A 15,391-nucleotide genomic window follows, 5' to 3' on the forward strand; every position below is an offset into this window, starting at 1 on the left:
GAACGGCACACCTAACCGGTCGGCTCTAAGGCCGCCGCGCTTTTGCTTTTGATCTGGGGTCGCCCCGTCAAACACGCTGGCCGAACGCAGGCTTTGGAGCGTGGGTAACCCGGCAGGATGCCGGGTTAGCCGCACTGGGCCATGGATGGCCCATTGCGGCGGCCCACGCTCCAAAGCCGGAGTGAGGGCATGCCGAGCCTAGGCGAGGCACCGAGTGTTGGGGCGAAGGCCTTTTGCTTACTTTTGGGCCTTTCCAAAAGTGAGTCGCTGTAAGAGCGAAACCCTAAGTGGCCGTTACCGCAGCAATGGATATGTACTCAAACCCAAACTCAAACCCCAAACCGCTGCCGCTCCAACTCATACATCGGCCTAACCACCGCAAACTCACGATCAATCTGATCCACCAACGCCCCAAGATCCGAAGCCGCCTCAACCGACTCCGTCTCAAGCCGCTCACACAACTGCGCCAACCGCACCGCCCCAAGATTCCCACTGCTCCCCTTGAAACTATGCGCAATCCGCCCCAACGCCTTGGCATCATCGCGCGCCTTGCGCAGCGCCTCTACGCGCTTTTGGGAATCATCGAGAAAGGTATCAAGCAGCTTGGGATACTCGCCTTCCATGACTTCCTGCAACCCCGAAAGCACTTGCGGGTCCAGATGAATATCAACCACTTGCTCGCTCCTTGATCAAGAATCGGCGGATTATGCCAGAGCCTTCCAGCAAAACTCCACGCAGACACTGCGCCCGCCATCGGACCAGCCTACCGCGCTGCTCAATTGACGCACCAGGCTTAAACCCCGGCCTGACAGACGGTCGAGATCCAGCGGTCGCGCCAGCACCTTTTCAACATCGAAGCCCGGGCCGCTGTCGTCGATACGCAACGTCAGCTTGCCACCTGATTCAGTAGGCACCACCTCCAAGCGCACGCGGATATAACCGCAGTTCAACTGCGCCAGGCGATCATTGCGCTGGCGGTAATAGTCGGCAAACCCGTGGGCATCGCGCTTGAGCCGTGAATCCAGCCCCAACACCCCGTGCTCCAAGGCATTGGAATACAACTCAGCCATCACACTGTAGAGCGCCCCGCTCTGCTCGCGCAGGCCGTGGATCTCCAGCAACAGTTGCAGCACGTAAGGCAATGGGTTGTAAGCCTTGAGAGTCTCGGCGCGAAATTCGAAATTCGCCGACCAGTCCAAGGGGCACGACTGTCCGCTGTCTGCGTACAACGGCCCGGTCGCACGCAAGGCCTGGCCGGGTTGCAGGGTGATTTCCACCATGCTCACGTCATCGCGCACCTCCCCCCGAAACGCGGCCAACGCTTGCTCGATATCTTCAAACAAATGATCGGGTTCGCGGTTGGCCGCAAACACCTGCTGCAAGCGCTCGGCACCAAACAGTTGGTCATTGGCGTTGGCAGTATCCAGCACGCCGTCAGACAACAAAAACACCCGGTCGCACAACGCCATGGGCCAGACCTCAGTGCGATCATCAAAAGCCTCGGCCGACAACACCCCCAACGGCAAATGCCGCGACTCCAGCGGTGTGCGCTGGCCGGTGGCAACTTCATGCACATAGCCATCGGGCATCCCCCCGTTCCACACCTCCACCACCCGCCGCTGCGCGCTGAGGCACAGCAAGGTGGCGCAGCAGAACATGTCCACCGGCAGGATGCGTTTGAGCTTGGCATTCATCTCCCGCAGGATCTGCCCCAGGCCGTAGCCCTTGGCGGTCATGCCGTAGAACACTTCGGCCAGGGGCATGGCACCCACCGCGGCTGGCAGGCCGTGGCCGGTGAAGTCGCCAAGCAGCACGTGCATATCGCCAGAAGGCGTATAGGCCGCCAACAGCAAGTCGCCGTTGAACAACGCATAGGGCGATTGTAGGTAGCGAATATTCGGTGCGGCATTGATACAGCCCGAATGCGCGACCTTGTCGAACACCGCCTTGGCCACCCGTTGCTCATGCAGCAGATAATCGTGGTGTTTGGCGATCAGGTCGCGCTGCTGCAACACCGTGGCTTGCAGGCGGCGCAGGCGGTCCATGGCGTTGATCTTGGCAGCCAGGATCAACGGGTTGTAGGGCTTGGCCAAAAAGTCGTCACCGCCGGCATCCAGGCATTGGGCCAGGGCTTCGCTCTCGCGCAGGGAGGTGAGGAAGATGATCGGCACCAGCGCCTCCCCCGCCAATTGCTTGATACGCCGCGCCGCTTCAAAACCGTCCATCACCGGCATCAATGCATCCATCAACACCAGTTGTGGTTGCTCGCGAGTGAACACCTCGACCGCTTGTGCGCCATTGGAGGCGGTGAGCACCTGATGGCCCTGGCGCCGCACGATGGTCGACAACAGCAACAGGTCGGCAGCGCTGTCTTCGGCGATCAGGATGGTCAGCGGCGCAACCACGGGGGCCTGGCCGCTCAACTGATGTCGAACAGTTTGTCGAAGTTGGAGATGCCGAGGATCTTGCGCACATCGGAGTTGCTGTTGATCACGCGGACATCGGCATCATCGCCGCCGGCGTGGTCGCGCAGCAGCAAGAGCATGCCCAGGGCAGAGCTGTCGAGGTAGGTGGTCTCTTTAAGGTCCACAACATACAGCTCAGGCACTTTGTAGAAACGCTCGTAGGCTTCACGAAACGTCTGGTGGCTCCCGAAATCGAAACGGCCTTTGATGGCGATCGTCAACTTCTTCCCATCCAGGGAAACTTCTGACTCGACTGACATACGACTGCTTCCTTGTCATTGGCAATGACACAAGGTTTAGCAGCTCAACCGAATGCGGGCAACACCCCACATCAAATGTGGGAGCTGGCTTGCCTGCGATAGCGGTGGGTTAGCTTGCCTGTTTGACGCTGATACACCACTTTCGCAGGCAAGCCAGCTCCCACAGGGGGTCAATGGTGGCCGCTAGTACTGCGACTGGCGAGGGAGGCGCTGGGACAGTTCATCCAGCAGCTTCTGCTCGCGCTTGTCTTCCAGCGCGCGCGCTTCATCGATGTAGCGCTGCACCAGTTTGCGCAAGCCTTCAACCCGGGCAAACGCCTGCTGCCAACTCTCTCGCGAGCGATCCAGATTGGTCTGGTGCCAGGCCAGGCTCTGACGCTGCTGGTCCACGGCGGTCTCAAGTTGGTTGAGAAAGCCCTGGTAGCCCATCAGCCATTGCCCTGACACACCCTTGGTACCGCGCTCGATCCACTGCTGCTGGTATTCGGCACGAAAACGCTCCAGGTCGCCCAGTTTGCTTTCCGCCAGACGCACCTGGCCCTGGAAATACCCCAGGCGCTGCACAGCGGTTTTCTCGGCCTTTTCGGCCATGTCCACCACCGGTGTCAGGCGTGCGGCGCGGTTGTTGGCCATGGCTTAGCCGCCCGGCGCGGGGGCGAAGATCGAGTGCAGGTGTGCTTCGCTTTCGCCCATGCTGATCTTGTCGTTAAGGCCCTGGCGCAAATAGGTGACCAACTGCGGTTGCAGGGCGATGGCCAAGTCAGTGTCGCGATCACCGCCGGCCACGTAGGCGCCGACGCTGATCAAATCCCGACTCTGTTGGTAGCGCGACCACAGCTGCTTGAACTGTTGCGCGCGGATCATGTGTTCCGGCGTAACCACCGCAGGCATTACCCGGCTGATGGACGCTTCAATATCGATAGCCGGGTAATGCCCCTCTTCGGCCAGACGCCGCGACAGCACGATGTGACCGTCAAGCACACCCCGCGCCGAGTCGGCAATCGGGTCTTGCTGGTCATCGCCTTCGGACAATACGGTGTAGAACGCGGTGATCGAGCCACCCCCGGCCTCGGCATTACCGGCGCGCTCCACCAACTTGGGGAGCTTGGCAAACACCGACGGCGGATAACCCTTGGTGGCCGGCGGCTCGCCAATGGCCAGGGCGATTTCCCGCTGGGCCTGGGCAAAACGGGTCAGCGAATCCATCAGCAACAGGACGTTCTTGCCCTTGTCGCGAAAATATTCAGCGATGCGCGTGCAGTACATGGCTGCGCGCAAACGCATCAGTGGCGCGTCATCTGCTGGGGACGCCACCACCACCGAACGCTTGAGGCCTTCTTCACCCAGGCTGTGTTCGATGAACTCCTTCACCTCACGGCCCCGCTCGCCGATCAGCCCCACCACAATGATGTCGGCCTCGGTGAAGCGGGTCATCATGCCGAGCAATACCGATTTACCCACGCCGGTACCGGCAAACAGACCCAGACGCTGGCCACGGCCGACCGTCAATAATCCGTTGATGCTGCGAATGCCCACGTCCAGCGGCACGCTGATGGGGTTGCGGTTGAGGGGGTTGATGGTGGGGCCGTCCATTGGCACCCAGTCTTCGGCCTTCATGCCGCCCTTGCCGTCCAACGCGCGACCGGCGCCGTCCAGCACGCGGCCGAGCATGCTCATGCCCATGGGCAAGCGGCCGGTGTCGGCCAACGGCACCACGCGGGCACCGGGGGCGATGCCCGCCAGGCTGCCGACGGGCATCAGGAAGATTTTGTTGCCAGAAAAGCCCATCACCTCAGCCTCGACCTGCACCGGGTGGTAGCTGTCGTCGTTGATCACCATGCAGCGGCTGCCCATGGCGGCGCGCAGGCCTTCGGCTTCGAGGGTCAGGCCGACCATGCGCAACAGGCGCCCTTCGAGAATCGGCTGGCCCGGCAACTCAGTGGCCTCGGCGTAGCTGCCCAGGCGCTTGGCGAAGCTGGTGCGATCAAGGCGCATCGGGGGCGTCCAGGTCGACGCTCAGGTCAGGTTCGGCCGGGTTCAGCACTTGCTCGTGAACCTGGTCCAGCAGTTTGGCCATGATTTGGCTGATGCGGGTTTCCACCGTGGCATCGATGCGGCTGTGTTCGGTCTCGACGCGGCAGCCACCCGGTTGCAGCGCGGCATCTTCGACGATGCGCCAGGTTTCTTCATGGCGCTCGCGCAGGGCTTTGACCTGTTCGAAATCCTGCGGGTTGATGTACAACCGCACATTGCCGACGCCCAGGGGCAGCAGCTTGAGGGCTTCGCGCATCACGCTTTCGATGTGGCTGGAGTCCAGCACCAGCTCACGCTGAATCACCTGGCGGGCGATGTGCTCCACCAGCCCAACCATGGCTTTTTCCAGCTGCGAATCCTGCTCGGCAATCGGGTCAAACAGGCTGCGCATCAAGCGTTCCAGGCTACCCAATTTGACGCCAAGCGCTGCCTCAGCTTCCTGGCGCACCTTGAGGGTGGAGCTACGAAAACCGTCCTTTTCACCGGCTGAGAAGCCTTCGTTGTAAGCCTCCTGGCGGATGCTTTCCACCTCTTCGAGGGTCAGTGGCTGGACTTCATCCAGCGGCACTTCCTCCGACTCCGGCGGCAGTTCGGGCTCCGGTTCAGGCTCGGGTTGCGGCACATAGGGGTCGAAGCTGGGCAACGACCAGATGTCGAAGCCGCCGACATCCCGCGCGCGAATCAGATCGCTGGGGGCCTCATCTTTGTTCGACATGAGGGGCGCCTTAGATCATTTCTTCGCCGCCCTTCCCGCCGAGAACGATTTCTCCGGCTTCGGCCATACGGCGGGCAATGGTGAGGATTTCTTTCTGCGCGGTTTCCACGTCGCTGACGCGCACCGGGCCCTTGGCTTCGAGGTCGTCGCGCAACAGCTCGGAAGCACGCTTGGACATGTTCTTGAAGATCTTCTCTTTAACGCCCTCGTCGGAGCCCTTGAGCGCCAATACCAGCACGTCGGAGGACACTTCGCGCAGCAACGCCTGGATGCCACGGTCGTCGACATCGGAGAGGTTGTTGAACACGAACATCAGGTCTTCGATCTGGCCGGACAGGGTGTCGTCGATCTCGCGGATCGAGTCCATCAACTGGCCTTCGACCGAGCTGTCGAGGAAGTTCATGATGTCGGCTGCACGCTTGATACCACCCAAGGTGGTGCGCGCGGCGTTCGAGTTGCCGGAGAACTGCTTCTCCAGGATCGTGTTGAGTTCTTTCAGCGCCGCCGGCTGCACGGTGTTCAACGACGACACACGCAGGATGATGTCCAGGCGCACTTTATGGTCGAAGTGGCCGAGCACTTCGCCGGCCTGGTCGGGGTCGAGGTACGCCACGACGATCGCCTGGATTTGCGGGTGCTCGAAGCGGATCACGTCGGCGACGGCACGAGGCTCCATCCATTTGAGGCTGTCCAGGCCGCTGGTGTTGCCACCCAGCAGGATGCGGTCGATCAGGCCGTTGGCCTTGTCTTCGCCCAGGGCCGAGGTGAGCATCTTGCGGATGTAGCTGTCGGAGCCGACGCCCAGGCTGGTCTGGTCGCCGACAATCTCGACGAACTCGCTCATCACCTGTTCGACTTGCTCGCGGTGCACATTGCGCATTTGCGCCATGGCCACGCCAACCCGCTGAACCTCTTTGGGGCCCATGTGGCGCAGCACTTGGGCGGCGTCGGTTTCACCCAGGGACAGCAGCAGAACTGCGGCTTTATCGACCTTGGTGAGCTTGGCAACAGCGGCTCGATTATCACTCATCTGCGTTGATCCACTCTTTCACGACCTGAGCCACACGGCCCGGGTCTTCTGCCACCAGACTCTTGATTGCGTTCAACTGAGCGTCATAGCCTTCGCTCGGGCTTGGCAACAGGATGCTTTGCGGGCCACCGAGGCTCACGCGGTCGTTGGCCAGTTCGCCATCCAGGCCGCCCATGCCACCCAACTCGACATCGCTGCCACCGAAGGCGGCCAGTTGTTTCTTGCTGCCATTGCCGGTGATGTTGTTGAGCACCGGGCGCAGCACACCAAACACCAGCACCAGGATGAACAACACACCCAGCACTTGCTTGACGATGTCCCAGAACCACGGCTGGGTGTAGAACGCCGCTTCGGCGATGACTTCGCCACGCTCGGCGGAGAACGGCATGTTGATCACGCTGACGCTGTCGCCACGGCTGGCGTCAAAACCGACGGCGTCTTGCACCAGGCGTGTGAAGCGCGCCAATTCGTCGGCGCTCCACGGGGCGCGGGTAACGGCGCCGTCCGCCGGGTTGACCTTGACCTGGTCATCCACCACCACCGACACCGACAGGCGATTGACGCGGCCTTGTTGCTGCTTGGTGTGGCTAATGGAACGGTCGAGCTCAAAGTTCTTGGTGGACTGGTTACGCTTGTCCGCCGGGTACGGGGCGAGCATAGGCTGGCCGGTGGCCGGGTCCATGATCTGCTGGCCGTTGGCGTCCAGCAGCGGCTGGCCCGGTGCGATCGCGCCAGCCGCGGCGCCAGCGGCACCGCCCGTGGTTTGTGGGGCCGAAGCCGGGGCCGGCGGCTGGTTGCTCAGCGCGCCCGGTACGCCTTGCGGCGGGCCATTGGCGGCGGTGCGTTGCTCGCTGGTGGATTGTTCGCTGCGCAGGGCCGGCTGGTCCGGGTTGAACTGCTCGGAGGTCGACTCGACGGCGCTGAAGTCTACATCGGCGGACACTTCGGCCTTGTAGCGGTCGTTGCCCAGCACCGGTTGCAAGATGTTGTGCACGCGCTGGGTGAGCATGCTCTCCATGCGGCGGCTGTAGTCGAATTGCTTGCCGGCCTGGGTCAAGGCGGAGTTTTCGGCCATGTCGGACAGCAGGTTGCCCTTCTGGTCCACCACGGTAATTTGCGACTTGCTCAATTCAGGAACGCTGGTGGCCACCAGGTTGACGATAGCCAGCACTTGGCCAGGCTCCAGGGAGCGGCCAGAAAACAGTTCAACCAGTACCGAGGCACTTGGCTTGCGCTCATCGCGCACAAACACCGAGCTTTTCGGGATAGCCAAGTGCACGCGGGCGCCCTTGACGTTGTTGAGGCTGGAGATGGTGCGGGCCAACTCGCCTTCGAGGCCACGACGGTAGCGAGTGGCTTCCATGAACTGGCTGGTGCCCAGGCCTTGGTCCTTGTCGAGGATTTCAAAGCCGATGTTGCTGTCGGACGGCGTCACGCCGGCGGCTGCCAGCTTCATGCGGGCACGGGCCACGTCATCGGCCTTGACCAGCAACGCGCCAGAGTTGGGTTCGACGGTGTAGGCGATGTCGGCGGCGGAGAGGGTTTCCATGATCTGCTTGGAATCCATACCCGCCAGGCTGCCGTACAGCGGCCGGTAATCGGGTTGCTGCGACCACAACACCACGGCAAAACCAATCGCCACGCTGGCAGCCAGGCCGACCATCAGGCCCACCTGACGCAACATGGTCATTTCCGAGAGGTTTTCCAGGAACGACAGGCCAAACAGCGGCGGCTTACCGTCTGCCTTGGCGGGTACGTTGTCGGAGACTGCTTCTGCCATTACTTAATTCTCGCCCTTAAACCGGCATCTGCATGATGTCTTGATAGGCCTGCACCAGCTTGTTACGCACCTGGGTCAGCGCCTGAAAGGACACACTGGCTTTTTGCGAGGCGACCATCACGTCGGTGAGGTCTACGCCGCTTTTACCGATCTCGAACGCGGTGGCCAACTGGCTGGAAGCTTGCTGGGTGTCACTGACTTTGTTGATGGCCGAACCCAGCATGTCGGCAAAACTGCTTTGGCCCAATTCCGGCGCTGGCGCGACGGATTTCGGCTGAGACATCGCATCCATTTGCATGGAGCGCATATCCAACATCAACCGATTGAACTCAATACCCTGGCTCATGACCTTCTCTCTCCGACAACCCGCATTTTTTTTGACGCTACGCCGCAATTACTAAGGGAAGTAGCAACAAGGGTGCCAGCTCTGTATCAACTCGTAAGAAAAGGCGACAAACATTGTCGGCGCTGATACCGACTAGGTGGCAAACAGATACGCTTCCACGTCCATGCCGGCGTCACGCATCTGCGCCAGCTTGTAGCGCAGGGTGCGCGGGCTGATGCCCAGGCGTTCGGCGGCCTCTTTGCGACGGCCGCGCTCGGCGCGCAGGGTGTCGATGATCATCTGGAATTCGCGGCGGCGCAGGTCGTCGCCCAAGGCTCCTGCGGATTCAGCTTCGGCTACCAGCGGCGCGGGCGCCAAGGTCGGCAGTGGCGCAGCGCCGCTGCCCATGGCCAGGCAGAAGTCCTGAGGTTGGATCAAGCCGCCCTGCTGCAAAATCAGCGCGCGCTGGATGGCGTTGTCCAGTTCCCGCACGTTGCCCGGCCATGGGTAGGCGATCAGGCAGGCCTGGGCCTCGGCCGAGAGGCGCGCCTGGGCGTGCTTCATTTTTTTGACGTGGTTGTTCAGCAGGCGCTCGGCCAGCGGGATGATATCGGCCGGGCGTTCGCGCAGCGGGCGCCAGGCCAGGGGGAACACCGACAGTCGATAGAACAAATCTTCACGAAAGCGCCCCGCCGCCACTTCGCCCGCCAGGTCACGGTTGGTGGTGGCGACCACGCGGATATCCAACTGGATCGGCTTGCGGGCGCCGACGCGCTCGACTTCACGCTCCTGTAGCACCCGCAGCAACTTGGCTTGCAGGCCCAAGGGCATTTCCGAGATTTCGTCGAGGAGGATAGTGCCACCGTCAGCCTGTTCAAACTTGCCGGCCTGGGCGGCAATGGCGCCAGTGAACGAGCCCTTTTCATGACCGAACAAGGTGGCTTCGAGCATGTTGTCGGGAATCGCCGCGCAGTTGATCGCGATAAATGGCTGCTTGGCGCGGGTGGATTGCTGGTGGATGTATCGCGCCAGCACTTCCTTGCCGGTGCCGGACTCACCGGAAATCAACACAGTGGAATCGCTGCGAGCCACGCGGGCAGCCAGGTCCAGCAGTTGCGCACTGGCCGGCTCAAAAGCAATCGGCCCCTCGCTTTCGCTCGCCGGGATCACGCCCAAGGCGTGCCGCGCGACCAATTCGATCAACGCTTTGGGTTCAAACGGCTTGACCAAGTAATCGGCAGCACCCTGACGCATGGCGTCCACGGCTCGCTCGACGGCGCCGTGGGCAGTCATCAGCAATACCGGCAACTGCGGCTGACGTGCACGCAGCAGGCCGAGCAATTGGTGACCATCCATGCCAGGCATATTGACGTCGCTGACCACCAGGCTGAACGACTCTTGCTCGACGGCTTCCAAGGCGTCCTCGGCAGAACCGACCGCCCGGTAATCATGGCCCGCCAACAGCAGCGTGTCGGCCAATGCTTCACGCAGGGCGCGGTCGTCTTCTACCAATAAAACCTTGATTGCCATGTTCGTTTACTCCGCGCTTGCCGCGCCTGAAAACAGCGGCAAGGTCATCAATGCACAGGTGCCACGCCCCAACCGGGAGTGCAGTTGCAATTCTCCCTGATGGGCACGGGCCACGGCCTTGACCACGGTCAGGCCCAGGCCGGTTCCGTTGGTCTTGGTGGTGAAAAAAGGCTCGCCCAGGCGCTTTAGCACTGCCGGGTCAATGCCGCTGCCACTGTCACTGATGCACAGCCGCAGGGTTTGCCCGCGACTGTACAGGTGCACTTTGAGCCGCGCGCCGGCGCCACTGGCCTGGGTGGCGTTTTCGATCAGGTTGAGCAACGCGCCTACCAGCGTGTCGCGATTGCACAGCAGTTCGCCGAGATGGCTGTCGCACTGCCAGCGCACTTGGGCTTCCTGAATATGGGTAGCGGCGGCCGATTGCAGGGCCTGCATCAGTGCCGAAGGGGTAAGGCGGTCGGTGAGCGGCAGTTCGCCACGGGCAAACACCAGCATGTCGCGTACTTGGTGCTCCAACTCATGCAGGCGCTCCTTGAGGCGACCAGCAAAACGTTGCGAGGTGGCCGGCGGCAACTGCTCATCAGTCAAATGACTGGCGTAGATCAACGCTGCCGACAACGGCGTGCGGATCTGATGCGCCAAAGAAGCGACCATTCGGCCCAACGACGACAAACGCTCGTGCCGCGCCAGTTGGTCTTGCAGGTGACGGGTTTCAGTCAGGTCGTTAAGCAGCACCAACTGGCCGGGTTCGGCGTCCAGGGAGCGGGTGGCAATGGACAGGCGGCGCCCGTCTTTGAGGGAGATTTCATGACCGTCATCTTCTCGCGGTGCAAAGCAACGGGTGATGACGTGGCGCCACAGCTCGCCTTCCAGAGGCAGGCCGAGCATGTCGCAGGCAGCCGGGTTGGCCTCGCGCACGCGACCTTCTTCATCGATGACGATCACACCACCTGGCAACAGCGACAGGAGGTTTTGCAGACGGTTGGCCAAGCGCTCTTTCTCGGCCAGCTCTTGCATGCGCTGGGCGCTCACCACAGCCAGTTCGCCCTTGAGCTCGGAGACCCGGGCTTCGAGCAAGCTGTAGGAGTCAGTCAATTGGCTCGACATCTGGTTGAACTGCGAAAACGCCTGTTCAAGACCCTGGCGGTTTTGCTGTTCTACAGAGGGCAACATCCCCGGGATGGCAGGGCTGGAAGCTAGTTTGGCGGCGTGGGGCATGATGCTCTCTCGCTTGGCTGACCGTCAGTTAAACGGAACGTTGCGAGGGCTGTAGCAATAATAGTGCCTAAAAAAAAACCGCTGAGTTATCAGCGGTTTGTGATTTTGGCGTCAATCATCCGCCTGTTCATCACCTTCTTTGCGGCTCATGCCGTACTTGCGCATCTTCTCCACCAGCGTGGTGCGGCGGATGCGCAGGCGCTCGGCGGCACGGGCGACGATGCCGTTGGCGTCGTCCAAAGCCTGTTGGATCAGGCCCTGCTCCAGGTTGCCGAGGTAGTCTTTCAAGTCCAGGCCTTCTGGCGGCAGCATGGCGGTGGAACCGAAGTCCGGAGTATGGCCGTTGATAGCCACCCGCTCTTCCATGTCACTGCGCAGGCTGTCGAGTTGCTCGTCTTCGTCGTCGACGTAGCGGAATTTCTTCGGCAATTCGACCACGCCGATCACGCCATAGGGGTGCATGATAGCCATGCGCTCCACCAGGTTGGCCAACTCACGCACGTTGCCCGGCCAGCCGTGGCGGCACAGGGACATGATCGCGGCGGAGTTGAAACGGATCGAGCCGCGCTTTTCGTGCTCCATGCGCGAGATCAGTTCGTTCATCAGCAGCGGGATGTCCTCGACGCGCTCACGCAGCGGGGCCATCTCGATTGGGAATACGTTGAGGCGGTAGTACAGGTCTTCGCGGAAGCTGCCGACCTCGATCATGCTTTCGAGGTTTTTGTGGGTGGCTGCGATGATGCGTACGTCGACGCTCTGGGTCTTGTTGCTGCCCACGCGCTCAAAGGTACGCTCCTGCAACACCCGCAGCAGCTTGACCTGCATCGGCAGCGGCATGTCGCCGATTTCGTCAAGGAACAGGGTGCCACCGTTGGCCAGCTCGAAACGCCCGGCACGGCTGGTGATTGCGCCGGTAAAGGCGCCCTTCTCGTGACCGAACAATTCGCTTTCGAGCAACTCTGCCGGGATCGCCCCGCAGTTGACCGGCACAAAAGGCCCGTCGCGGCGCTTGGAATGGTAATGCAGGTTGCGCGCGACCACTTCCTTGCCGGTACCGGACTCGCCGAGGATCAGCACACTGGCGTCGGTATCGGCCACTTGCTGCATCATCTGGCGCACGTGCTGGATGGCACGGCTGGTGCCTACCAGGCTGCGGAACAGGTTGGGTTCACGGTGGCGACCGCGCTCGCGCGCCTGGTCGTACATCTCGCGATAGACCTGGGCACGGTGCAGGGAATCAAGCAATTTGCTGTAGCTGGGGGGCATTTCGAGGCTGGAAAGCACGCGGCGGCGCTGGTCTTCCGGCAGGTCGACAGAAGAAATATCGCCCATTAGCAAAACCGGAAGGAACTCATCCCAGGTAGACAGTGTCTTTAACAAGCCCAAAACGGCGCCAGGAGTATTTACCGTCCCGATCAACACGCAAATGACTTCACGGCTCGACGACAACGAGCTGACCGCCTGCTGCCAGTCATGGCTACCACAGGGTAAATTTTCTTCGCCAAGAAAATTCAAAATCACCGCTAAATCGCGGCGGCGGACGCTATCGTCATCGATCAGCAGAATTTTGGTTTCACGCCACATGCAATAGCAACTTCCCTAGTAAAACTTCCTGCCCCGGAATGAGAGCAATCGAGACGACTGTAGGACTTCTTACCTTATAGACGTCTGAAATCTGAAAACAGCACTAGTTAAGTCAAAAATGCTGACATAGTCAAATATATGACGGCCGGTAGGATTAACTGCGCCCGTTCAGCCGAACAGATGGTAAACCTTTGACGCATTTTTAGCTTGGTTGATCTGCGACATCTCTTCGAAAATCGCCTGCCTCTCGCCCGTCGTCACTTCCAGCAACTGCTGATAGACCGCCAACAGACTCTCCAGCTTCTCACGCAGCGCCTCTTCATCGACTGGAGGCTCGCTAAGCACCTCATCAATGACCGCACGGCAGCCCATATCCAGCTCACCCACGGCGTCCCAGTTGCGCTCGGCCAGCGCGCCTATCAGGGCTTCACGGGCTTCATCGATGCGTTGCAGTGCTTGGCTCATGACAGGTACCTCAAGGCGGTTGGCCTTATTGTGGAGCGATGGCATCCCAGCCGGACTTGACGGTAATCAGCAACCGCGCGACTTCGTCGATCATGTCGGCATCGTTCACTTGGTTGGCTTCTACCAAGCGGTTGCTCATGTAGTCATACAGCGCATCCAACTGCTGCACCGACGCCGGATCTTCAGCCTTCTCCGGCTCAAGGCCATCACGCAGCCCAGAGATGATCTCAATCGCCTTGCCCAACATCAGACCTTTTTGAGCGATATCGCCACGGCTCAATGCACCCTTGGCCTGCGCCATACGATCAAGGCAGCCCTCCATCAGCATCTGCACCAAGCGGTGCGGGCTGGCTTCGGAGACTTGGGCGTGGGAATTGACCTTCTGGTACTGGCGAAGGGCTCTCATCGGGTTCATGTTGCTACCTCGTTACAGGCCAATGTCGAATAGGTTTGCTTAACCAGTTTGTCGACTCGGTCACATAAATCTTTAATCCAGCCATTACGCGCCGGACCATCGGTATTGCCTGTGGCGGGGCGCAAGCGCGCCCCGGCCAATCAGGAAGACGACTTCGCGTTATTCAGCGAGTTAAGCGTGGTCATGATGCTGGAGCTGCTGGAGTTGATCTGGGCGATCATCGTGTCCATTGCTGTGTATTTGGCCGTCAGAGACTTCTGCAAGGCGTCCATACGCCGCGTCAGGTCGGCCGTCTGGGTGGTCAAGTCCGTCAACTTATTGTTGAGATCAGTGGCACGTGTTGCCAGGGTGCCAGTGCTGCCAACATAGCTGTTGGTCGCCTTGTTCATCCGCGTGATCAAGCCGGTGTCGCCAGTGAACAACTTGGCAATGTCGCCTGCGCCTTTGACCACGGCCTTGTCCCACGTCTTATCGTCCAGACTCAGCAGCCCGGTTTTCTGGTCGGTGGTGATGCCCATTTGCGCCAGGCTGGTCATCGTGCCGGCGCCGGAACCGTTGATCAACTCGGAGCGCAAGCTGTTAACGAGCTGACGCATGGAAGCATCACCTGTCAACGCACCCGCGACAGTCGTGGACGCATCACCGGTGGCGGTGACTTTGGTCTGAGTATTAACGGCAGTCATCAGCGCGTTATAAGCGGTGACAAACGACTGTACCGAGGTTTTCAACGTGTCGGTGTTGCTGGCAACGGTGATGGTCGTCGACTTGGTGAAGTCGATGGTGTCCAACAGATCCAGGGTCACACCACTGATCGCAGACGTGATCTTGTTGCTGGTGGATGACATCTCAACGCCATCGATCGTGTACTTGGCATTGGTCGGCGCGACACCTTTGTCATACCCGGCGGCCAGTTGCGAATCACCACTTAAAGTGATGTCAGTGCCTTCGCCCATGTTCGTTGAGGTCAGAACCAGGCGTGCACCATTGGAGTCACTCAGCACGTTGGCGCTGATCCCTTGGGACGACAGCTGAGTATTGATGGACTCACGCACTTCCTGCAGGGTCGCGCCCCCAGGAATGACCACATCGTAGCTTTTGCCCGACTGGTTGATGGTCAGCGTCTGCTCTTCGTCGGTGCTATTGGCCTTGCCTGACGCGCCGTCCACATTCACCGCGGTGGTGACTTTCGACGCGGTCGCCAGGTTCGTGACTTTCAACACGTACTTGCCGCTGGATGCGCCGTCACCCAGGGTGACCTTGGCATTTTTTTCTTCCGAAGAAGTTGCCGCAAGCCCGTTGAACGCCGAGGCGTTGTTCAACTTGGTGATCGCCGCCTGGTAGGCTTCCAACGCCGTCTTGATCGTACCTACCGCCGACAACTGGACGGTGGCTTTTTTCTGCTCGTTGGTGATCTGCTCTTGCTTGGGCGCTTGTTCTGCCCCCACCAACGCCTTGACGATAGCTTGCGTGTCGTAGCCCGAACCTGGGCCGGAAATCGTTGAACTAGCCATTTGCTTATTCTCCTCGTCCTGAAGCGGCCGGTTTTTTGGCGCACACGCGCCTATACCGC

Annotated in this window: 15 protein-coding genes; all 15 read right to left on the minus strand. The window is 60.6% G+C overall.

All coding sequences use genetic code 11. The annotated features are described in order from the left end of the window. Window positions 1–329: 329 nt before the first annotated feature. The 15 genes from ICY20_RS13300 to fliD all read right to left on the minus strand — a co-directional run bounded on the left by ICY20_RS13300 (window position 330) and on the right by fliD (window position 15,332). A complete protein-coding gene (locus tag ICY20_RS13300) occupies window positions 330–674 on the minus strand; it encodes an Hpt domain-containing protein (protein WP_159963151.1) in 345 nt (114 codons plus the stop codon). A gap of 30 nt (window positions 675–704) precedes the next feature. Then, window positions 705–2,423, minus strand: coding sequence for a fused response regulator/phosphatase (locus tag ICY20_RS13305; protein WP_194937696.1), 1,719 nt, complete (start codon window positions 2,421–2,423; stop codon window positions 705–707). After that, window positions 2,420–2,725: an STAS domain-containing protein gene (locus ICY20_RS13310; RefSeq protein ID WP_159963149.1), complete on the minus strand. Its 306-nt coding sequence runs from the start codon at window positions 2,723–2,725 to the stop codon at window positions 2,420–2,422. The genes ICY20_RS13305 and ICY20_RS13310 overlap by 4 nt, the downstream gene beginning before the upstream one ends. A 183-nt stretch (window positions 2,726–2,908) precedes the next feature. Further along, window positions 2,909–3,358 (minus strand): flagellar export protein FliJ, encoded by a 450-nt coding sequence (fliJ, locus tag ICY20_RS13315; protein WP_159963148.1) that lies wholly within the window; start codon window positions 3,356–3,358, stop codon window positions 2,909–2,911. Between the two features lie 3 nt (window positions 3,359–3,361). Then, on the minus strand, window positions 3,362–4,720 hold the full coding sequence (gene fliI, locus ICY20_RS13320; protein WP_122485871.1) for a flagellar protein export ATPase FliI: 1,359 nt from the start codon (window positions 4,718–4,720) through the stop codon (window positions 3,362–3,364). Continuing rightward, the gene (gene fliH / locus ICY20_RS13325) at window positions 4,710–5,474 is read right to left on the minus strand and encodes a flagellar assembly protein FliH (RefSeq protein WP_194937697.1); all 765 of its coding nucleotides are present in this window, start codon (window positions 5,472–5,474) and stop codon (window positions 4,710–4,712) included. The genes fliI and fliH overlap by 11 nt, the downstream gene beginning before the upstream one ends. Window positions 5,475–5,484: 10 nt before the next feature. Continuing rightward, window positions 5,485–6,504, minus strand: coding sequence for a flagellar motor switch protein FliG (fliG, locus tag ICY20_RS13330; protein WP_017735208.1), 1,020 nt, complete (start codon window positions 6,502–6,504; stop codon window positions 5,485–5,487). Beyond that, the gene (fliF, locus tag ICY20_RS13335; RefSeq protein ID WP_159963146.1) at window positions 6,497–8,284 is read right to left on the minus strand and encodes a flagellar basal-body MS-ring/collar protein FliF; all 1,788 of its coding nucleotides are present in this window, start codon (window positions 8,282–8,284) and stop codon (window positions 6,497–6,499) included. Before fliF ends, fliG begins: the two co-directional genes overlap by 8 nt. Before the next feature lie 16 nt (window positions 8,285–8,300). Beyond that, window positions 8,301–8,630 carry a flagellar hook-basal body complex protein FliE gene (gene fliE / locus ICY20_RS13340; protein ID WP_159963145.1) on the minus strand — a complete coding sequence of 110 codons (330 nt, stop codon included), beginning with the start codon at window positions 8,628–8,630 and terminating at the stop codon, window positions 8,301–8,303. Between the two features lie 132 nt (window positions 8,631–8,762). Then, the gene (locus tag ICY20_RS13345) at window positions 8,763–10,139 is read right to left on the minus strand and encodes a sigma-54-dependent transcriptional regulator (protein WP_194937698.1); all 1,377 of its coding nucleotides are present in this window, start codon (window positions 10,137–10,139) and stop codon (window positions 8,763–8,765) included. A 6-nt stretch (window positions 10,140–10,145) separates the two neighbouring features. Further along, window positions 10,146–11,312 carry a sensor histidine kinase gene (locus ICY20_RS13350; protein WP_194937805.1) on the minus strand — a complete coding sequence of 389 codons (1,167 nt, stop codon included), beginning with the start codon at window positions 11,310–11,312 and terminating at the stop codon, window positions 10,146–10,148. 156 nt (window positions 11,313–11,468) lie between these two features. Next, window positions 11,469–12,941 carry a sigma-54 dependent transcriptional regulator gene (locus tag ICY20_RS13355; protein ID WP_159963142.1) on the minus strand — a complete coding sequence of 491 codons (1,473 nt, stop codon included), beginning with the start codon at window positions 12,939–12,941 and terminating at the stop codon, window positions 11,469–11,471. Between the two features lie 168 nt (window positions 12,942–13,109). Then, window positions 13,110–13,406 carry a flagellar protein FliT gene (locus tag ICY20_RS13360; RefSeq protein WP_194937699.1) on the minus strand — a complete coding sequence of 99 codons (297 nt, stop codon included), beginning with the start codon at window positions 13,404–13,406 and terminating at the stop codon, window positions 13,110–13,112. Window positions 13,407–13,431: 25 nt separating this feature from the next. Beyond that, window positions 13,432–13,821 (minus strand): flagellar export chaperone FliS, encoded by a 390-nt coding sequence (gene fliS / locus ICY20_RS13365; RefSeq protein ID WP_159963140.1) that lies wholly within the window; start codon window positions 13,819–13,821, stop codon window positions 13,432–13,434. Between the two features lie 140 nt (window positions 13,822–13,961). Beyond that, window positions 13,962–15,332 carry a flagellar filament capping protein FliD gene (fliD, locus tag ICY20_RS13370; RefSeq protein WP_194937700.1) on the minus strand — a complete coding sequence of 457 codons (1,371 nt, stop codon included), beginning with the start codon at window positions 15,330–15,332 and terminating at the stop codon, window positions 13,962–13,964. Between the last annotated feature and the right edge of the window lie 59 nt (window positions 15,333–15,391).

Source organism: Pseudomonas pisciculturae, from assembly GCF_015461805.1.
Taxonomy (GTDB): Bacteria; Pseudomonadota; Gammaproteobacteria; order Pseudomonadales; family Pseudomonadaceae; genus Aquipseudomonas; species Aquipseudomonas pisciculturae.